16 protein-coding genes are annotated in these 17,508 nt (G+C 75.7%); 5 read left to right on the forward strand and 11 right to left on the reverse strand.

All coding sequences use genetic code 11. From position 1 onward, the window contains the following. Nucleotides 1-181 precede the first annotated feature (181 nt). From ACIQI7_RS02640 to ACIQI7_RS02650, 3 genes are all read right to left on the reverse strand, one after another. Nucleotides 182-2,383, reverse strand: coding sequence for an RICIN domain-containing protein (locus ACIQI7_RS02640; RefSeq protein WP_401104187.1), 2,202 nt, complete (start codon nt 2,381-2,383; stop codon nt 182-184). 400 nt (nt 2,384-2,783) lie between these two features. Next, nucleotides 2,784-3,245 carry a hypothetical protein gene (locus ACIQI7_RS02645; RefSeq protein ID WP_401104189.1) on the reverse strand — a complete coding sequence of 154 codons (462 nt, stop codon included), beginning with the start codon at nt 3,243-3,245 and terminating at the stop codon, nt 2,784-2,786. Between the two features lie 52 nt (nt 3,246-3,297). Then, nucleotides 3,298-4,062, reverse strand: a complete 765-nt coding sequence (locus ACIQI7_RS02650; protein WP_401104192.1) for a sigma 54 modulation/S30EA ribosomal C-terminal domain-containing protein — start codon at nt 4,060-4,062, stop codon at nt 3,298-3,300. 341 nt (nt 4,063-4,403) lie between these two features. Here ACIQI7_RS02650 and ACIQI7_RS02655 point away from each other — a divergent pair, with 341 nt between their 5' ends. Continuing rightward, nucleotides 4,404-6,965, forward strand: coding sequence for a cytochrome P450 (locus tag ACIQI7_RS02655; protein ID WP_401104194.1), 2,562 nt, complete (start codon nt 4,404-4,406; stop codon nt 6,963-6,965). A gap of 31 nt (nt 6,966-6,996) precedes the next feature. Here ACIQI7_RS02655 and ACIQI7_RS02660 read toward each other — a convergent pair whose 3' ends face one another. From ACIQI7_RS02660 to ACIQI7_RS02680, 5 genes are all read right to left on the reverse strand, one after another. Then, on the reverse strand, nt 6,997-7,143 hold the full coding sequence (locus tag ACIQI7_RS02660) for a DUF6126 family protein (RefSeq protein ID WP_401104197.1): 147 nt from the start codon (nt 7,141-7,143) through the stop codon (nt 6,997-6,999). A 43-nt stretch (nt 7,144-7,186) separates the two neighbouring features. Continuing rightward, complete coding sequence (locus ACIQI7_RS02665; RefSeq protein ID WP_401104200.1) at nt 7,187-7,528, reverse strand: ArsR/SmtB family transcription factor; 342 nt, start codon at nt 7,526-7,528, stop codon at nt 7,187-7,189. A 236-nt stretch (nt 7,529-7,764) separates the two neighbouring features. Continuing rightward, nucleotides 7,765-8,223, reverse strand: coding sequence for a hypothetical protein (locus ACIQI7_RS02670; RefSeq protein WP_401104202.1), 459 nt, complete (start codon nt 8,221-8,223; stop codon nt 7,765-7,767). A 300-nt stretch (nt 8,224-8,523) separates the two neighbouring features. After that, nucleotides 8,524-9,726 (reverse strand): glycoside hydrolase family 3 N-terminal domain-containing protein, encoded by a 1,203-nt coding sequence (locus tag ACIQI7_RS02675; RefSeq protein ID WP_401104204.1) that lies wholly within the window; start codon nt 9,724-9,726, stop codon nt 8,524-8,526. A 104-nt stretch (nt 9,727-9,830) separates the two neighbouring features. Next, entirely contained in the window at nt 9,831-11,387 is a 1,557-nt protein-coding gene (locus tag ACIQI7_RS02680) for a PLP-dependent aminotransferase family protein (RefSeq protein ID WP_401104207.1), read from the reverse strand. Nucleotides 11,388-11,416: 29 nt separating this feature from the next. On the opposite strand from ACIQI7_RS02680, the gene ACIQI7_RS02685 reads away from it, so the two are divergent. After that, complete coding sequence (locus tag ACIQI7_RS02685) at nt 11,417-12,271, forward strand: methyltransferase domain-containing protein (protein ID WP_401104210.1); 855 nt, start codon at nt 11,417-11,419, stop codon at nt 12,269-12,271. A 134-nt stretch (nt 12,272-12,405) separates the two neighbouring features. Here the strand turns inward: ACIQI7_RS02685 and ACIQI7_RS02690 are convergent, their stop codons facing one another. Then, entirely contained in the window at nt 12,406-12,903 is a 498-nt protein-coding gene (locus tag ACIQI7_RS02690) for a MarR family winged helix-turn-helix transcriptional regulator (RefSeq protein ID WP_401104213.1), read from the reverse strand. Between the two features lie 110 nt (nt 12,904-13,013). On the opposite strand from ACIQI7_RS02690, the gene ACIQI7_RS02695 reads away from it, so the two are divergent. The 3 genes from ACIQI7_RS02695 (at nt 13,014) to ACIQI7_RS02705 (ending at nt 16,392) form a co-directional block, all read left to right on the forward strand. Continuing rightward, complete coding sequence (locus ACIQI7_RS02695; protein WP_401104216.1) at nt 13,014-13,973, forward strand: EamA family transporter; 960 nt, start codon at nt 13,014-13,016, stop codon at nt 13,971-13,973. A gap of 44 nt (nt 13,974-14,017) precedes the next feature. After that, a complete protein-coding gene (locus ACIQI7_RS02700; RefSeq protein ID WP_401104219.1) occupies nt 14,018-14,659 on the forward strand; it encodes an NAD(P)-dependent oxidoreductase in 642 nt (213 codons plus the stop codon). A 107-nt stretch (nt 14,660-14,766) separates the two neighbouring features. Beyond that, nucleotides 14,767-16,392, forward strand: coding sequence for an alpha/beta fold hydrolase (locus ACIQI7_RS02705; protein ID WP_401104222.1), 1,626 nt, complete (start codon nt 14,767-14,769; stop codon nt 16,390-16,392). 12 nt (nt 16,393-16,404) lie between these two features. Here the strand turns inward: ACIQI7_RS02705 and ACIQI7_RS02710 are convergent, their stop codons facing one another. Both ACIQI7_RS02710 and ACIQI7_RS02715 read right to left on the reverse strand, forming a co-directional pair. Beyond that, nucleotides 16,405-16,731, reverse strand: coding sequence for a hypothetical protein (locus ACIQI7_RS02710; protein WP_401104224.1), 327 nt, complete (start codon nt 16,729-16,731; stop codon nt 16,405-16,407). 17 nt (nt 16,732-16,748) lie between these two features. Then, nucleotides 16,749-17,159 carry a hypothetical protein gene (locus tag ACIQI7_RS02715; RefSeq protein ID WP_387753569.1) on the reverse strand — a complete coding sequence of 137 codons (411 nt, stop codon included), beginning with the start codon at nt 17,157-17,159 and terminating at the stop codon, nt 16,749-16,751. Between the last annotated feature and the right edge of the window lie 349 nt (nt 17,160-17,508).

The following is a 17,508-nucleotide window of genomic DNA, read 5'->3' on the forward strand; positions in this document are numbered from 1 at the left end:
GTGGGGGCAGGGACGTCGGGAACGGCCGCCACTGGGTGGGCGGCGGCCGTTCCCGACGCGACGGACCTGGGGCCCACGGGTCCTGGGGCCCGCGGGCGTCGGCGGCTCGGGTCGAAGGGTCGGCCGGCGTACGGGCCGACCGGTATCACGGACTCACGGGAACAGCCTTACCCCGAACCGCTCACGAGGTCTTCGACAGCGACCAGTTCTGGTAAGGCGAGCCGTTCGGCTGCTGCAGCTCCAGCAGCCGGCCGCCGTAGTACCACCGCTCGCCGATCCCGAGCACCAGCGCTCCGCCGTCCGCGGTCAGGGTGAACCCGCCGCCCGCGGCGGTGAGTCGCCACTTCTGCGCGGCCGTGTCGGAGCACGGCTGCTGGGCGACGTACTGGCCCGGGACGGCCGCGCCGCCGGGCTGGAGGCACTTGTCGGAGCGCGCCGACCTGATCCGCACCGCGCCGTCGCCGGCGTCCTCGAAGCGCCACTTCTGGTTGGCGTAGCCGGTGCGCTGGTAGGCGATGGCCACCGTGCCGTCGTTCAGCGAGCTGCCCCACAGGTCGGCGGCCTGGCCGGTGAGGCCGTTGACCAGGGTGTAGCGCGCGTCCGGCTGCGGGCGCCCGGGGTCCGCGGCGGTGCGGAAGGTGGCGGGGGCGCCCGGGCGGCCCACTGCCCCGGCGGCGTCGCGGACGGCGACGGCCACGGTGTACGAGGTGGCGGGCGCGAGGCCGACCAGGCGGACCACGGTGGCCCGGACGGTGCCGATCACCTGGCCGTTCAGCAGGACGTCGTAGCCGGCGGCGGCGGGTGCGGCCGGCCAGCTCAGGACGACGGAATTCGGCGTGATCTGGCTGATGGCCACCTCGGGGCCGCCGTTCCCCCGGGTCGGGGTCGCGGTCGGCGACGGGGTGCCGGTCGGCGTGGCGGTCGGGGTGGCGGTGGGGCCGCCGGTGGGCGTCGGGGAGGCCGTGGGCGTGCGGGTGGGCGTGCCCGTGCCGCCCGGGGTGGGCGTCGGGCTCGGCCCGGTGCCGCCGCCGTTCCCGCCGCCGGCGATGAGGAAGCGGTTGCTCGCGACGTTCCAGTGGGTCGCCAGGTAACTGCCGGGCGCGGGCGCGGTGTTGTAGTAGTCGTCGTGGTGGCAGTCCAGCCGTTCGTCCTGGGCGCGGTCCGGGCAGACGGTCCGCATCGACGGGTAGTTCGGGGCGTCCGAGTAGCACATGACGTCCCACTCGTCGGTGCAGTGCCCGGCCTTGCTGGAGTTGGGGGAGCTGTTGTTCACCGCGCCGAGGTTGTGCCCGAGTTCGTGCGCGGCGGTGCTGCCGCCCCAGCAGCCGGCGTCGGTCCGGCCGTACGAGGGGCCGAAGTTGCTGAGGTTGTCCTGGCCGGGGCGCTCGTCACCGGCGAAGGTCCCGATGCCGCAGTACACCTTGGCGTCGGTGAACATCATGTACTTGCGGTCCTTGCGGTTGAACCCCTGCGCGGCCAGGGCGCGGTTGCCCGCGTTGAAGTCCTGGATCTCGGCGTCCGAGATCTGCACGTTCAACACCGAGGCGGTGCAGTCGGGTTCGGTGACGAAGCGGACGTGCCGCTCCCCGCCGGTCTCGGCGGCGCTGGCGTTGTAGATGACGTCGACGTCGGCGGCCCACTTCTTGAACGAGGACAGGTACCGGTCGTAGCGGTCGTTGCCGGGGCCGTGCACGTAGACCACCTGGACCCGGTTGCCGCCGCTGCCGTCTCCCTCGCAGACCAGCTTCGCCCCGGCGGGCGCGGCCGGTGCGGGGTCGGCGGCGGCACTGCCGGTGCCGTCCAGCAGGGCCCGCTGCGTGACGTCGAGGACGGGCGGGGCCCCCTTCAACAGGTCGGCGGCGGCGGGCGCCTGGGCACCGGCGGCGGGGGTGGGCGCGGGCGCCTGGCCGGCCGGGGCCGCGACCGGCGGGACGTCCTGGCGGATGTCCACGCCCTTGGGCGGCACGTCCGGCCCGTGGCTGCACTGGGTGCTGCCGGTGACCTCCAGGGTGCCGCCGCAGCGGTCGCTGCTCGGCAGGCTCAACCCCGCATAGACCAGCCCGCGTTCGGGCTGGTCCTTGGGTATCGCCGTGAGCGGGGCGGCCTTCTCGTCCCGTTTCGGGGCGGGCGCCCGGGTGGCCCCCTCGGCGGTGCCGGTCTCCCCCGACCCGTCGTCCCCGACCGGCCCGGCCTGCGAGCCCGTACGGCCGGCGGCGGCGTCCGAGGCCGTAGCGGCGCCGTGCACGGCGGCCGGTTCCAGCGCGGTGCGGATGCCGAACGTCCCCGCCATCAGCCCGGCCGCCACTGCCACGGCGACCAGGGCGCTCCTGCGGGTGAGCCTGCGGCGCCTGCGCCGCCGGAGCCCGCTGCTCCGGTGTCCCATCGCGTTCCTCTCCTCGTGCGACGGTCCGTGCCCCTGTGGTGAAGGGGGCTCGGACCTTCCGACACTCCGGAGAGCGGGACGGGCGGCCGGGAATAACAGAAAGCTCTTGCGAAATTCCCCGGACCGTTCGACCGGACGGCGGCACGGGCGCCCGCCGAGGCCGGTCGAAGAGGGTTCCGGGCAGGGCGGAGCCGGGGAGCGCGATCGGGGGGTGCGCGCTCCCCGGCAGGGGTGGTGGCGGCCACCCGGCCGGAGTCCCGGGGCAGGTGACTGCGTCGGCCGTGACGGAATGCTAGACCCGTCGACGGGCCCTGACCAGTGCCCCGACCAGGAGACTTTCCGCCCCGGACATGCCATCTGCGACAGGCATATGACGGATCGTCAGGCAGCCCACCACGGATCAGGCCGCGAGCTTCACCGGCTCCGCCGCGGCGGCCGCCGGGCGCGCCCCGGGCCGGATCACCGCCACCGCGCCCGCGCCGCAGCCCCCGTGCAACCGCGCCAGCCCGGCCGCCAGGGCGGCCCGGTCCCCGGCGAGCCAGAGCCGCAGGGCCGCCGAGAGCGCGGCACTGGCCGACCCGGCCGCGGGGCCGCCGGTCCGCACGAGCCGCTCACCGAGCAGCGGCAGCAGGTCCGCGACCGGAGCCGGCAGCCAGAGGGTGAGCGCGAAGGGCGCCGGCCTGGCCAGCACCCGCAGCAGCGGCAGGACGCAGGCGTCGTCGTGCAGCGCGGGGATGACCTCCAGCAGCCCGTCCACCGCCACGTCGGAGACGTCGCCGCCGTGCCCGCGGGCGAGTTCGCGCAGCAGCGCGCGCTCGGCGGCGGTGATCCGGACGGTCAGCATGACCTCGTCGCAGTCCATGGTTCCGGCCCCTGTCGTGGAGAGTTCGTGGTTTGGTCGTCGCGTCGCGGTGTCAGTCCCGTGCCGAGGGGGTTCCTGCCCCGATCCGGCCGTCCGATACCGGCACGATCAGGCCGTAGTGGCCGTCGAACCGGCGGTAGAGCACCCGCGCCCGCTGGTCGCCGGGGTCGGTCCAGCCGACGAACGGGCGGCCGGTGAGCCAGAGTCGGCGGGCCGCCTCGGCGAGGTCGAGCGGCGGCATCGCGCCGGTGCCCGCCGCGCACCGCTGCACCGTGCCGCCCGGGGAGCAGCGGTGGACCAGGCCGTCCCGCCCGGTCGCGGCGTCCACGAAGAGGTGGAACCGCCGGTCGAGGGCGAGCAGTTCGAACTCCGCCTGCTCGGGGGTGCGACGGGCGGGCACCACCGCCTTGTGGCGGGCGATCCGCCGCTGGGCGAGCGGACGGTCGGCGAACTGCGGGCGGTAGGCGCTCTCGTACGAGGCGGCGAAGCCGATGTCGCCCTGCTCGCGCAGCCGGCCGGCCCTCCCGGCCAGCGTGCCGAGAACCAGGTCGACGGACTCCCGGGCGGTGCCGGTGGCCAGCTGCACCCGGACCGGCCCGACCCCGGCCAGTTCGACGTCCGCCTGGGCCAGCGCGGGCCTGGCCACCGACCGGTTCCGCACGCGGGTCAGCCGCAGTCGCAGCGCGTGGGCGTCGGAGCCGAGCGCCGCGGCGGTGGCCAGCGCCCGGGCCCGGGCGTACTCGGCGTCCTCGCGCGGCAGCTCGCCGCGGATCTCCACCCGGACGTCGAGGGCCGGCCGGTGGCGCAGACGGGTCATCAGGTTCCTCCTTCTCCGCCACCATGCTGTCCCTCGCACGCCCGTACGGCGAGGGTCCAAAGGCCCTGCCCCACGGACCGGTCGGGGACCACCCGGACGGCCGCATCCACGCAGGTCAACACGGGGTTTCGAGCACGCACGAAAGGGTCGATCCACTCGGCCGTTGGAGTGATCCCCGCACGTTCGGCGCAACGCTCGGGAAACCGGCGCGTTTGCCAAACGTGCGCCCTCCCCCCGGGGGCGCGCGCGGGGCCCGCGCTGGGCGGTCCCCCGTCTCCGGGCCGGGCCGCCGCTGCCACCCGGCATCGCCCGCGCCGGCCACTCTGGTGAGAGGTAGTGTCATGTCCCTGCTGACCGAAACGCGGAAGCTGATCGTCCCCCCGAGAACCGCACCCGGCCCGTCCCCGCTGGCCCGCGCCGCCGTCCCCCCGCTGGCCCCCGGAGCCCTGCCCGGCCTCGGGCACGCCGGTGCCCTGCTGCGCGACCCGCTCGGCTTCCTCGGTTCGCTCGGCCGTCACGGCGGGGTGGTCCGGATCCGGCTCGGACCGCGCACCGTCTGCGTGGTCACCGACGCCCGGCTGGTCCACACCCTGCTCGTCGCGCTGGCCCACGACTGCCCGCGCGGCGCCGTCCAGGACACGCTCCGGACGGCCTTCGGCGACGGCCTGCTGATGTCCGAGGGGCAGGCCCACCGCGACCGCCGCCGGATCATCCAGCCGGCCTTCGGCCCGGACCGGATGGGCGAGTACCTGGCCGTGATGCAGCAGGTCACCGAGGAGCGGGCCGCGCGGTGGCGCCCCGGCCAGGTTCTCGACGTGGCCAAGGAGATGAACCACCTGGCGCTGGAGATCGTGACCCGCTCGCTGTTCGACGCCCGGCTCAGCGAGGACGCCACCGTCGCCTTCCACCGGGCGCTGCCGGACCTGGTGAAGGGCCAGATCGTCCAGTCCCTCTACCCGAACCCGGCGCTCGCCCGACTGCCGCTGCCCGTCAACCGGCGCTTCGACGATGCCGTGCGGGTGCTCAACCGGGTGGTCGACCAGGCCGTCAACGGCCGCGCCGCCACCGCGGGCGCCGGGGCCGGACGGCGCACCCTGCCCGCCCTGCTGCGCGCCGCGACCGACCCGGCCACCGGCTGCCCGCTCACCGAGGCCGACGTGCGGTCCGAGGCGATCACCATGTTCGGCGCGGGCACCGAGACCGTCTCCACCACGCTCACCTGGCTGCTGGACGAGCTGCTGCGCCACCCCGAGGCGGAGGCCCGGATCCTCGCCGAGCTGGACGAGCACCTGCCCGCGGGCAGCGTCCCCACCCCCGAGGCGCTGGCCCGGCTCACCTACACCCGCAGCGTCACCCAGGAGGTGGTGCGGCTGCACGCGCCGAACGCCTTCCTGATGCGCACCGCCCAGGTGCCCGTCGAGCTCGGCCCCTACCGCGTCCCGGCCGGCACCGAGCTGCTGTACAGCCTCACCGCGCTGCACCGCGACCCGGTGCGCTACCCGGAGCCGATGAGCTTCCGGCCCGAGCGCTGGCAGGACGGCGGCGGCACCGGGCGGCCGTCCTTCCTGCCGTTCGGGGCGGGCAAGCACAAGTGCATCGGGGAGGCCTTCGCCTGGGCCGAGCTGACCGTCGCGGCCGCGGCGATCCTGCGCCGCTGGCGGCCGGTGGCGGTGCCGGGCGCCCGGGCCCGCGAGGTGGTGTGGACGACGGTCCAGGCGCAGGGTCTGCGGGTACGGCTCGCGCCGCGCGGCGCGCGCTCCCCGCGCGGGGGCGCCTCGGCCGCCTCCCCCGAGGGCGATTCCGCCTCCTCACCCGGGGGCGCCTCGCCCTCCTCACCCTCCCCGGCCGCCTCGCCCTCCCCGGCTTCCCCGCTCGCCTCGCCGTCCTCGTCCAGCAAGCCGACGCCGGGCCGGTGCCCGTTCACCGGCACCACCCCCGCGAGCGCCCCCGCCGCCGTCACGGCCCCCACCGTGCCGGCGGGCCCCCGGCCGCACGACGAGCTGCGGCTCGCCGCCGACCGGCACGCCGACTGGGTGGTCCGCCGCGGCCTGCTCACCCCGTCGGAACTGCCCCGTTACCGCGCCTACGCGCTGCACGAGCTGATCGGCCACGCCTTCCCCCGCGCGCGGGGCGCCGAACTCGACCTCCTGGTGGACGTGCTGGGCTGGTTCACCATCCTGGACGACCGCTTCGACGGCCCGCCCGGCCGCCACCCCGGCGAGGCCCACGCCCTGGTCGACCCGCTGGTCGCGGTCCTCGACGGGTCCTCCGGCGGCAGCCGCTCCGAAAGTCGGCTCCTGCTCGCCTGGCGCGAGCTGTGGGACCGCCAGACCGCCTCGATGTCCCCCGAGTGGCGGGCCCGCGCGGCCCGGGAGTGGCGGGCCTGCCTGGCCACCTTCCCCGCCGAGGCCGACCACCGCGCCCGCGGCACCGTCCCCGCCCTCGGCCTCGACCTGACGGACACCATGCTGCTGCGCCGGCACGGCAGTTGTCTGTATCCGTTCATGAACATACTGGAACGGGTCCACGGCGCCGACGCCCCGGCCGCGCTGCACGCGGACCCCGCGCTGCACCGGCTGCGGGCCAACACCGCCGACGCCGCCACACTGATCAACGACCTCTACTCGCTGAAGCGCGAGGAACGGCAGGCCGGGGCCGCGTTCAACACCGTGCTCACCCTCCAGCGGGCGCACGGCTGCACCCGGCTGCGGGCGGTCCACGCGGTGCGCGCCCGGGTGGCGCGGCTGCGGCAGGAGAGCGAGGAGCTGCGCCGCGAGCTGCTGCACCGCCACCCGGCCGGTCGCTGGTACCTGGACGGCACCCGGGAGCTGGTCGCCGGGGTGCAGGCCTGGACCAGCACCAGCGACCGCTACCTGGTGCCGGACGGCGCGCGGCGCCGGTGAGCGCGCCGGGGAACGGCCCGCCCCCGGCCCGCTACTTCCGGCCGCCGAGCGCGAACAGCAGCAGCACGAAGCCGGCGAACAGGTGCGTGGCGAAGATGTAGATGCCCGCGCGGATCAGCATCGCCTTGCGGCGCCGCTTCTCCTCGTTCGTGCTGTCGTCACTGGTGCTGTCGCTCATGGTGGTGCTTCTCCTCGGATCTGGCGGACGGGCCGGGCGCGGCTCAGCGGGGCCGACCGCCGGGGGCGCGCAGCTCGGTGAGCAGCGCGCCCTGGTCGGTGATCAGCTCGGTCAGGATCCGGCGGGCCGCGCGCAGCAGATCGGCGACGTCCGGCGTGCTGAGCGCGTACACCACGGTGTTGCCCTCACGGGTCGCCGTGACCAGCTGGGTGCGGCGCAGCACCGCGAGCTGCTGGGAGAGGTTGGACGGCTCGACCTCGATCTCCGCCAGCAGCTCGCGCACCGGCCGGGGGCCGTCCTGGAGCAGCTCCAGGACGCGGATCCGGACGGGGTGGCCGAGGGTGCGGAAGAACTCCGCCTTGGCCTGGTACAGCGGTACCGGCATCGTCCGCGCTCTCCCTCGGTTCCGGCTCGGTGGTCGTCCGGCCGGGCGGGAATCGATGCCGCGGCCGGTAGGCATCATCGCGACAGATGAAGATTTCTTCAAGTCGTCACAGCGCGTCACCCCCGGCCGACTCTGGCCCGTCGGTCCGCCGTTCGGCCGCGGCCGCGCCGGGGCATGCGAACGCCGAGCCCGGGACGCTGCCAACTCCCGGGCTCGGCAGTCATGGTGACGAGACGTCAGCAGACTACAGGCACATTCACCGTGGCCGGCACCTGACCGCTCCAGAAGCCCTCGACCGCGAAGGACACGTGCACGGTGGAGCCGCACGGCACGGTGGCCGAGATGCCGTCGACCCGCACGGTGGACACCTGGAACACGGTGCGGCCGTTCACGGTGCCGAGCGAAGCCCCGCCGGCCACGTCGGCCGACAGGTGGGTGACCAGCTCCTTCGGCGCCGGCGGCCACGGGCTGCCCGGGGACGGCGGGCCCGCCAGGCCGATCTTCCCGTAGATCGCGACGCTGTCACCGGTCACGTCGGCGCAGGCGTAGGTGGCCAGGCCGGCCTGGAGGCTGGAGTTGCCGCAGGTGGTGACGGTGGCGGTGGCGGCCGGAGCCGCGGCGAACGCGGGGACGGGGGCCGAGAGCAGGGCGGCGGCGCCGACGGCGCCGACGGCGATCCGGGCGATCCTGTTCATGGGTTCCTCCTTGAGAGGGACGAGGACGGACTGTGACAGGTGGCGTGGCACATATGACATTTCATAGGTCCACGACAGGAACTTTGCCATGCGATTCCTGTGCCATGGCCGCGATTTACCCTTTAAATCGAACCTTCGGCCGAAATGCGACCTTCGATGGCGCAATCACCTTCCAGCAGTCGAACTGCCGTACCCGCCCATGCGACGCCCACCTTGAGCCCAGGTGAACCGCGTCCGAACCACGGCCGGGCGCGCCCCCACTCGGCCGGTGACCGGCCCGAGCGGCACCGGGCCGCCGGCTCAGCCCAGCGAGCCGCGCAGGGCGTCGACCCGGGCGACGGCCTCGGTGAACCCATGCCGGTCCAGGCGGCCGTCGTCCAGGGCGTCCGCCAGCGCCTCGGTGGCCTCCTCGGCCTGCTGGGGGTCGCGGGCGGAGCAGAGCAGCAGGTCCATCCCGGCCCGGGCGGCGGCCAGCGCCCGGTCGCCGGTGCCGCCGTACGCGGCGAGCGCCTTGGCCTCCATGGCGTCGGTGACCGTCACGCCGCGAAAGCCGAGCCGGCCGCGCAGCTCGCCCTGGATGATCGCGGGCGAGAACCCGGCCGGGCGGTCCGGGTCCAGCGCGGGGTAGACCGCCCAGGAGGCCATCACCAGCCGCACGCCCGCCGCGATCGCCGCCCGGTACGGGGCCTCGCCGCGGGTGCGCAGCTGCGACAGCGGGACGTCCAGGGTGACCGGGCGCTCGTCGGTGTTCCCGCCCCGGGGTGCGGCGCCGAGGCCCGGGAAGTGCTTGGCGGTCGCGGCCACGCCGAGACCCTGCTGGGTGGTGAGGAAGGCGGTGCCCAGCTCCGCCACCTCGGCCGGGTCCTGGCTGTAGGAGCGCTCGTAGTGGTCGATGAAGTTGTCCGGCTCGTCGTAGACGTCGAGCACCGGGGCGAGGTTGAGGTTCAGCCCGGCGTCGGCGAGGGTCCGGGCGGCGCCGGCCCCGGACTGGGCCGCCGCGCCGACCGGGTCCGCCGCCTGCCCGGCGCGGCGGGCGGAGAGTTCGGGCGCGCCGGGCAGCCGGCGGATCCTGCCGCCCTCCTGGTCCGTCATCAGCAGCAGGGTGCGCGGGTGCGGCGCCTCGGCCGCGGCCTGCCTCAGGTCGGCGACCGCCTGGGCGAACTGCTCCGGGCCGGTGACGTTCTCGCCGAAGAAGATCACCCCGGCGGCCCGCCCCTCGCGGAGCGTCCGGAGCACTCCGGCCGGCGGTGTCGGCCCGGAGTACGACAGCACGATCCGCCGCCCGGCGAGCTCCCGGGAGTCCTCCTGCTCCTGGCCGGCCGTCGCCGCGCTCCTCCCGTTCGTCGCGCCCGGAACGTCCGGAGCGCCCGACGCACCCGGAGCGCCCGACGCACCCGGAGCGCCGTGCCGCGGGGCGGGCGGGCCGAGCGGCACCGGACCGAGCGCGGCGCCCATGACGGCCAGCAGCACCCCGAGCTGGGCGATACTTCGGAACGGGGCCATCACGCCTCCCGGCTCGGCATTTGACTTCGGCATGTCAACCTACCCGCGGGGGCGGCTCGGCACTCTCTCCCCACGCCGGTTTCATCCGATGTCCCGACGCCGCCTCACCGGGACGAGGACGCGCGGCGGACCAGCCGGCCCAGGACCGCCACCCCCTCGGTGATCTCGGCCACCGAGCCCGCCGCGTAGCCGAGCACCAGCCCGGGCGGGTACGGGAGCCGGGCGTGCCAGGACAGCGGCTGCATCTTCACCCCCTCCGCCAGCGCGGCGGCGGCCAGCCCGGTGTCGGTGCGGCCGGGTTCCTCGGGGAGCGTCAGCATCAGGTGGAGGCCCGCCGCCGCCCCGTGCACGGTGGCGTCCGGCAGGTGGGTGCGGATGGCGGCGATCATGGCGTCCCGGCGGCGGCGGTGCCGACGGCGCAGCAGCCGCAGGTGGCGGTCGAGGTCACCGGACTCCATCAGCCGGGCGAGGACCAGCTGGGGCAGCACGGGGTTGCCGAGGTCGGCGAAGCGCTTGGCGTCCAGGACGGCGTTCCGCAGCCGGGCCGGGACGAGCAGCCAACCGGTGCGCAGCGCGGGGGCGAGCAGCTTGGAGACGCTGCCCGCGTAGCAGACCCGGTCCGGCAGGGCTGCGCGCAGGGCCGGGACGGGCGGACGGTCGTAGCGGTGCTCGGCGTCGTAGTCGTCCTCGACGACCAGGCCGCCCGCGCCCGCCCAGCGCAGCAGTTCGCGCCGCCGGTCGCCGCCGAGCACGACGCCGGTCGGGTACTGGTGGGCGGGGGTGAGCAGCACGGCCGGGACGCCGGTGGCGCGCAGCGCGTCCACCCGGATGCCCTCGGCGTCGACCGGGACGGGCGGCGTGGCGGCGAGCCAGTGGGCGAGGTGCTGGCGGGCGCCGAGCGAGCCCGGGTCCTCGACCGCGACCTCGCGGATGCCCGCCTGTCCGAGGGCGCGGCCGAGCAGGGCGAGGGCCTGGGCCGTACCCGCGACGATCAGCACCTCGTCCGGTTCGGCGCGGATGCCCCGGTTGCGGGCCAGCCAGTGGGCGACGGCCCGGCGCAGGGCCGGGGTGCCGCGCACGTCGCCGTAGCCGAGGTCGGACGCGGCGAGGCCGTCGAGGACGGCGCGTTCGGCGCGCAGCCAGGCGGCGCGGGGGAAGGCGGCGAGGTCGGGCACGCCGGGGGTGAGGTCGATCCGGGCGGGCGTGCCGCGCAGCAGGTCGAACACCTCGGGGTCGGGGTCGTCCCGGAACAGTGCGGGTGCCGGGCGAGGGGCGTCCGCGGCCGGCGCCTCCTCGGGGCCGGCGGAGGCCGCGACCACGACCGTGCCGCCCCTCCCGCGGCCCGCCACCTGCCCCTCCTCGGCGAGGCGCTGGTAGGCGTCGGTCACCACCCCGCGGGAGACACCGAGCTCGGCCGCCAGCACCCGGCTCGCGGGCAGCCGGGCGCCGACCGGAAGCCGCCCGTCGGCGACGGCCTCGCGCAGCCGGCGGGCGAGCCAGTCGGTGAGGCCGCCGGGCGGGGCGTCGGCGGTGTCGAGCTGGAGGAAGTCGGCGCCGCTCTCCGCGGGCCGTCCTTCGGACCGCGCTGCGGGCCGCTCCCCCGACTGCTCTTCGGACCGCTCTTTGGACCTGTCCGATGCCTCTGCTTTGGACCTGTTCACCGGACCATAGTGGCGGCGAGGGTGGGGTCATGACCACAGAGACGCCCACGAGCACCGAAGCGGCAGCGCCGATCCCCCACGACGACTACGTCCACGGCTACTCGGTCGCCGAGACGCGACGCCTCGGCGACCAGGCCGACACCCTCGCCGAGCTGCTGCACGCGGGCACGGCGTACCCGGCGGGCAGCCGGGTGCTGGAGGCGGGCTGCGGGGTGGGGGCGCAGACCGTGCACCTGCTGGCCGCCAGCCCGGGCGTACGGCTGACGGCGGCGGACCTCTCGGCGGCGTCGCTGGACCAGGCCCGCGCCCGGGTGGCCGCGCAGGCGCCCGCCGCGGACGTCACCTGGCATCACGGCGACCTGCACCGACTGCCGTTCCCGGACGGCTCGTTCGACCACGTCTTCCTGTGCTTCGTACTGGAGCACCTGCCCGATCCGGCGGCCGGGCTGGCGGCGCTGCGCCGGGTGCTGCGGCCGGGCGGGACGATCACGGTGATCGAGGGCGACCACGGCTCGGCGTTCTTCCACCCGGAGACCCCGGCGGCCCGCCGCACCGTCGACCACCTGGTCGGGCTGCAGGCCCGGGCGGGCGGGGACGGCCTGCTCGGCCGCCGCCTCCACCCGCTGCTCACGGAGGCCGGTTTCACGCGGGTCGCGGTCCGCCCGCGCACGGTCTACGCCGACGACGCCCGCCCGGCCCTGGTGGAGGGCTTCACCCGGCGGACCTTCGTCGCGATGGTCGAGGCCGTCCGGGCGGACGCGCTGGCCGCCGGGCTGACCAGCCGGGAGGACTTCGACCGGGGCATCGCGGAGCTGCGCCGGGCGGCCGAGCCGGGCGGGACGTTCCACTACACCTTCTTCAAGGCGGTGGCGGTCAGGCCCTGAGGCGTGGCCAGGACGGGCCGCGGCAGCGGCGGGGCCCCGGCCAGGACGGGCCGCGGCAGCGGCGGGGCCCGCGGGCGGGGTGGTGGACGGGGGTCTCGACCGCGCCCGCGGGCCGCGCCGTCCGGCGGTCCGGGCTACTCCGGGCCGTCCCCGAGGTCCGCCAGCAGGGTGCGCATCACCTCGACGAGCGCGCTCCGCTGCGCCTCGTCGAGGCCCGCCAGCATGCGGTGCTCGGTGGCGAGATGGTCGGGCAGGGCCCGGTCGATCAGGGCGTGGCCCTCGGGGGTGAGGGCGACCTCGCGGCTGCGGCCGTCCTGGTCGCTGCGGGTGCGGGTGACCAGGCCGCGGGCCTCCAACCGGTCCAGGCGCTGGGTGATGGCGCCGGAGGTGACCATCGCGGACCGCATCAGGCCGGTGGGGGTCAGCCGGTAGGGCGGGCCGCTGCGCCTGAGGGTGGCGAGGACGTCGAAGGAGGCGGCGTCCAGGCCGTGCTCGGCGAAGGTGCGGTTGAGCGCCGCGTCCACCAGCCGGTAGAGGCGTTTGAGCCGACCGAACACCTCCATCGGGTAGACGTCCAGGTCGGGGCGCTCGGCCCCCCACTGCGCGACGATGCGGTCCACGTGATCTGCCACGTGTTCAGGGTAGGCGATCCGGGCGAATCCCTTAGCGGTGAGGTAACTGTGGGCCACATCACTCGCCCGATCCGGTGAAGAATGCCTTAGCGCTGAGATACATTGCTTTAGTGCTAAGAAATCGCCTCGCCCTCGTCCTGCTGACGGCCCTCGCCCCGGCGGTCTGGGGCACGACCTACCTGGCCACCACCGAGCTGCTGCCGCCCGGCCGTCCGCTGCTCGCCGCCGTCATCCGCTGCCTGCCCGCGGGGCTGCTCCTGGTCGCGCTCACCCGTCGTCTGCCGCAGGGCAGTTGGTGGTGGCGTTCGCTGGTCCTCGGCGCGCTCAACATCGGGGTGTTCCAGGCGCTGCTCTTCATCGCCGCCTACCGTCTGCCCGGCGGCATCGCGGCCACCGTCGGCGCCGTCGGACCGCTGGTCACCGCCGGGCTCTCGGCCCTGGTGCTCGGCGACCGGCTCACCCTGCGCACCGTGCTGTCCGGCATCGCGGGCGTCGCGGGCGTCAGCCTGCTGGTGCTGCGGGCCAACGCCCAGCTGGACGCGGTCGGGGTGCTCGCCGCGCTCGGCGGCGCCGTGGTGATGGCCGCCGGCATCGTCCTCTCCAAGCGCTGGGTCTCCCCCGCACCGATGCTCGCCACCACCGGCTGGCAGCTCACCGCCGGCGGACTGCTGCTGGTCCCGGTCACGCTGATCGCCGAGGGCGCACCGCCGTCCCACTACACCCTCGCCAACGTGCTCGGCTACGCCTACCTCTGCCTGATCGGCGCGGCCGTCACCTACGCGCTCTGGTTCCGGGGGCTGCGCGAGCTGCCGCCGACGTCGGTCTCCTTCCTCGCGCTGCTCAGCCCGGTGGTCGCCACCCTGCTCGGCTGGCTGGCACTCGGCCAGGACCTCAGCCCGCTCCAGGCGTTCGGCGCACTGGTCGTGCTCGGCTCGCTGGTCGCCGCCCAGACCCAACGGCCGCGCACCGCACGGGTGCCGGCGCCCGGAGCGACACCGACTCCGGAAGCCGGCGCGGCGCCCGAGGCCGATCCGGCGGCCACCCCGCGGTCCGTCCGCGAGAACGTCTGACCCCGTCCCACCCCACCGTTTCCACCACCTTCAGGGAGTACCCCATGCGCATCACCGTGTTCGGCGCCACCGGCAACGTCGGCAGCCGGGTCGTGGCCGAGGCCGTGGCCCGCGGCCACCAGGTCACCGCCGTCGTCCGGGACCCGGCGAAGCCGCACGGCCTGCCGGCCACCGTCGCCCTGGTCGTCGGCGACGCCCGCGACCCCGAGGACGTCGCCCGGATCGCCGCCGGACAGGACGTGGTGGTCACCGCCACCCGTCCGGTGCCCGGCAGCGAGCACGAACTGGCCGTCGCGACCAAGGGCCTGCTCGCCGGGATCGCCGGTACCGGCGTGCGGCTGCTGGCCGTCGGCGGCGCGGGCAGCCTCCTCGTCCCGGGCGGCGACGGGACCGTCCTGGTCGACAGCCCCGGCTTCCCCGACGCGATCCGGCCGATCGCCCTGGCCTGCGGCGAGCAGCTCGACCACTACCGCGCCGCCGGCCCGGACGTCGACTGGACGTACCTGAGCCCGGCCGCGCTGCTGGAGCCGGGCGTGCGCACCGGCCGGTTCCGGACCGGCCGCGACGAGCTGCTGGTCGACGCCGAGGGCAACTCGGCGATCTCCATGGAGGACCTCGCCGTCGCGCTCCTGGACGAGGTCGAGGAGCCCGCCCACCGCAGGGCCCGCTTCACCGCCGGTTACTGAGGGCGGGCCCTGGGGCCCCCGCCCCGGCGGGGGTGTACCCAGCACCACTCCGAAGACGGCAGTGGGCAGGATCGATCACCGGGCCGGGCGCGGAGAGGATCGTCCCCGTGACCACGACCACGATCCCGGCCCCGGCCCGGGCCGCCGCGGCCCAGCAGGCCCCGGCCCACCGCACCTCGACCCGGCGGGCCCCGGCCGCCGGGCGCGCACCCCGCGCCCGGCGCGCCGCCCTGGCCGTCGCCGCCGCCGTACTGGCCGGCCTGCCCGCACCCGCCACCGCCGACGCCGCCACCGGCCGCAACCCGGGCGACGCCGACCCGGCGCCCGCCCGCTACACCCGCCAGATCCTGGACTGGCAGCCCTGCGCCCGGCGGCCCGCCCTGGACTGCGCCACCATGGCCGTCCCGCGCGACTGGCACCACCCGGGCGTCGGCGCGGACCTGACCATCGCCGTCTCCCGGCACCGCGCCACCGACCCGGCGCGGCGCAAGGGCATCCTGCTGATGGCGGCCGGCGGCCCCGGCGGCACCGGGCTGCTGCGCCCGGCCGATCTGGCCGCGGGCGCCCCGGCGGTCGCCGCCGCGTACGACATCGTCGGCTTCGACCAGCGCGGGGTCGGCGAGAGCACCAGGGCGGTCTGCCAGACCAAGGAGGAGTTCCAGGAGTTCCTGGCCGGCGACTACCGCGACCGGTCCCCCGCCGCGATCGACCGGGTGATCGCCAACTCCAAGAAGCTGGCCGCGAGTTGCCGGGAGCGCAGCGGCGACCTGCTGCCCCGCCTGACCACCGAGCAGACCGCCCACGACATCGACCTGTTCCGCGGCCTGCTCGGCGAGCGCAAACTCAGCTACTACGGCCCGTCCTACGCCTCGATGATCGGCGCCTACTACGGGACGCTCTTCCCCCACCGGGTCGAACGGATGGTGCTGGACAGCAACATCGGCTTCGACGGCACCTGGGAGAGGTACGAGCTGGGCCAGCCGATGAGCTTCCAGCGCCGCTTCGACGAGGACTTCGTGCCCTGGCTCGCGGCCCGGGACGCCACCTACCACTGGGGCGCCACGCCGGAGCAGGTACGGGCGCACTGGGAGCGGCGGCGCGCCGCGCTGCACGACTCGCCCATCGTCGAGGGCGCGGTGACGATCGGCCCGAACCAGCTGGACAGTCTCGCCATGTCGGCGATCTACCGGGCGTCCAACTTTCCTGACCTGGCCCGGATCCTGGCCACCGTCGACGACTGGCAGGCCGCGGACCCGGCCACCCGCGCGGCGGCCGCGAAGGCCTTCGACGGCTACCTCAGCCCGGAGTTCCTCGCCGAGTACTTCGCGGTGACCTGCAACGACACCCCGTGGACCAGGGACCTGGACACCTGGATCGAGCGCGGCGCCGAGAACACCGCCCGCCGGCCGCTGGCCGGCGCCCGGACGCTCGCCTTCAGCGCGGTCTGCGCCGCCTGGCCGGCCGCCCCGGCGCCGAGGGTCGAGGTGACCGGCGCCCACCTGCCGACGACGCTGATGCTCAACTCGGTGCACGATCCGTCGACGTACTACGAGGCGGCGCTCGGCGCCCACCGCGCGCTGCGCGGCTCCCGGCTGGTCACCGTCACCGGCAACGGCGACCACGGCCAGTACCCGGGCCCCAACTCCTGCGTCACCGAGGTGGTCGAGCGCTACCTGTTGGCCGACCGGGCACCCGAGCGCGACCTCACCTGCCCCTCGCCGCAGGCGGACTGACCACGGAGGCGGTCAACTCCGCCGCGCCCGCAGCCTGGCCCGGAGCCACGTCGCTGCGACGGCCAGCCCGGCGAAGCCGCCGACGGCGAGCTTGATCCCGGCCTTGGCGACGATCCAGCCGATCCACGGCACGGACCACCCCAGCCAGTGGAACACCGCCAGCAGCACCGCGGCGCCGAACGCCGCCGCGAGCACGGTGGCCAGGACGGCGGCGGCCCGCGAGAGCTCCCGCGGGCCGTCGGCCCGCTCCCCGCCGGCCGTGCCGTCCGGATCGGTGGCCGTGCCCTCCGGTTCGGCGGTCGGGCTGTTCACCATCTCGTTCGTACCCCCCTCAACCATGGGGCGATGATACGACTTCAGCGCCAGGCGTGGTGGGTGTCGCCCAGGTGCTCGCCGGTGTCGCCGTCGGGGAAGCTGACGGCCATGGTGACGCGGTACTCGTGGACGTCCTCCCGGTGCCCCGGCACCCGCGCCCAGGCCAGCGAGTGCACCTCGGCCTCGGGGGCCTGCCGGCACCAGGCGGCGGCCTCCTCGAGGGCGCCGGCCGCCGACCGCGCCGTGCAGACCACGGCGGTGTACGCGGCGACCGCGACGTCCCCGCCGGAGCGGCAGGTGCGCGACACCGCCCGGACGGCCGCGGCGGCCTGGGTCAGGTCACGGGCCAGGTCGTCCACCACCCGAGGGGGAGCCGGCAGGACGACCGCTCCCTCGGCGACGGTCTCCGGCAGGTTCGCGCTCACGGTCCGGTCCTCCATCCGCATCGTCACGCGGCACAGCATGCCGGGCGGTGTTTCCTGGCATGCCCATTTTCACCAGAACGTCACCCGTCCAGGGCGGACTCGGGGCCACCCCCTGGCGTCCGGGCGCCCGTCCTGGTAGAGGGCGCCGGCCGGGCACCCGGTGTTCCGGCAGGTCAGGAGGGTCGGTCACGGGCGGCGCCGGGGGCCCGGAACACCGCGCACGCACCACCCCCGCGCTCCGAACCGCCGGTCCGGCGCCGGGGAGCGCCCGTCCCACCGCAGTTGATCTCTCGGTCAACTTTCCGTACCGGGAAGGGAGTTGCGGCGGGGCACGGCCGACGAAGCGGCAGGCGGCCGAGGTCCCGGAACTCCGCGG

It is taken from the genome of Kitasatospora sp. NPDC092039 (assembly GCF_044756065.1).
Taxonomy (GTDB): Bacteria; Actinomycetota; Actinomycetes; order Streptomycetales; family Streptomycetaceae; genus Kitasatospora.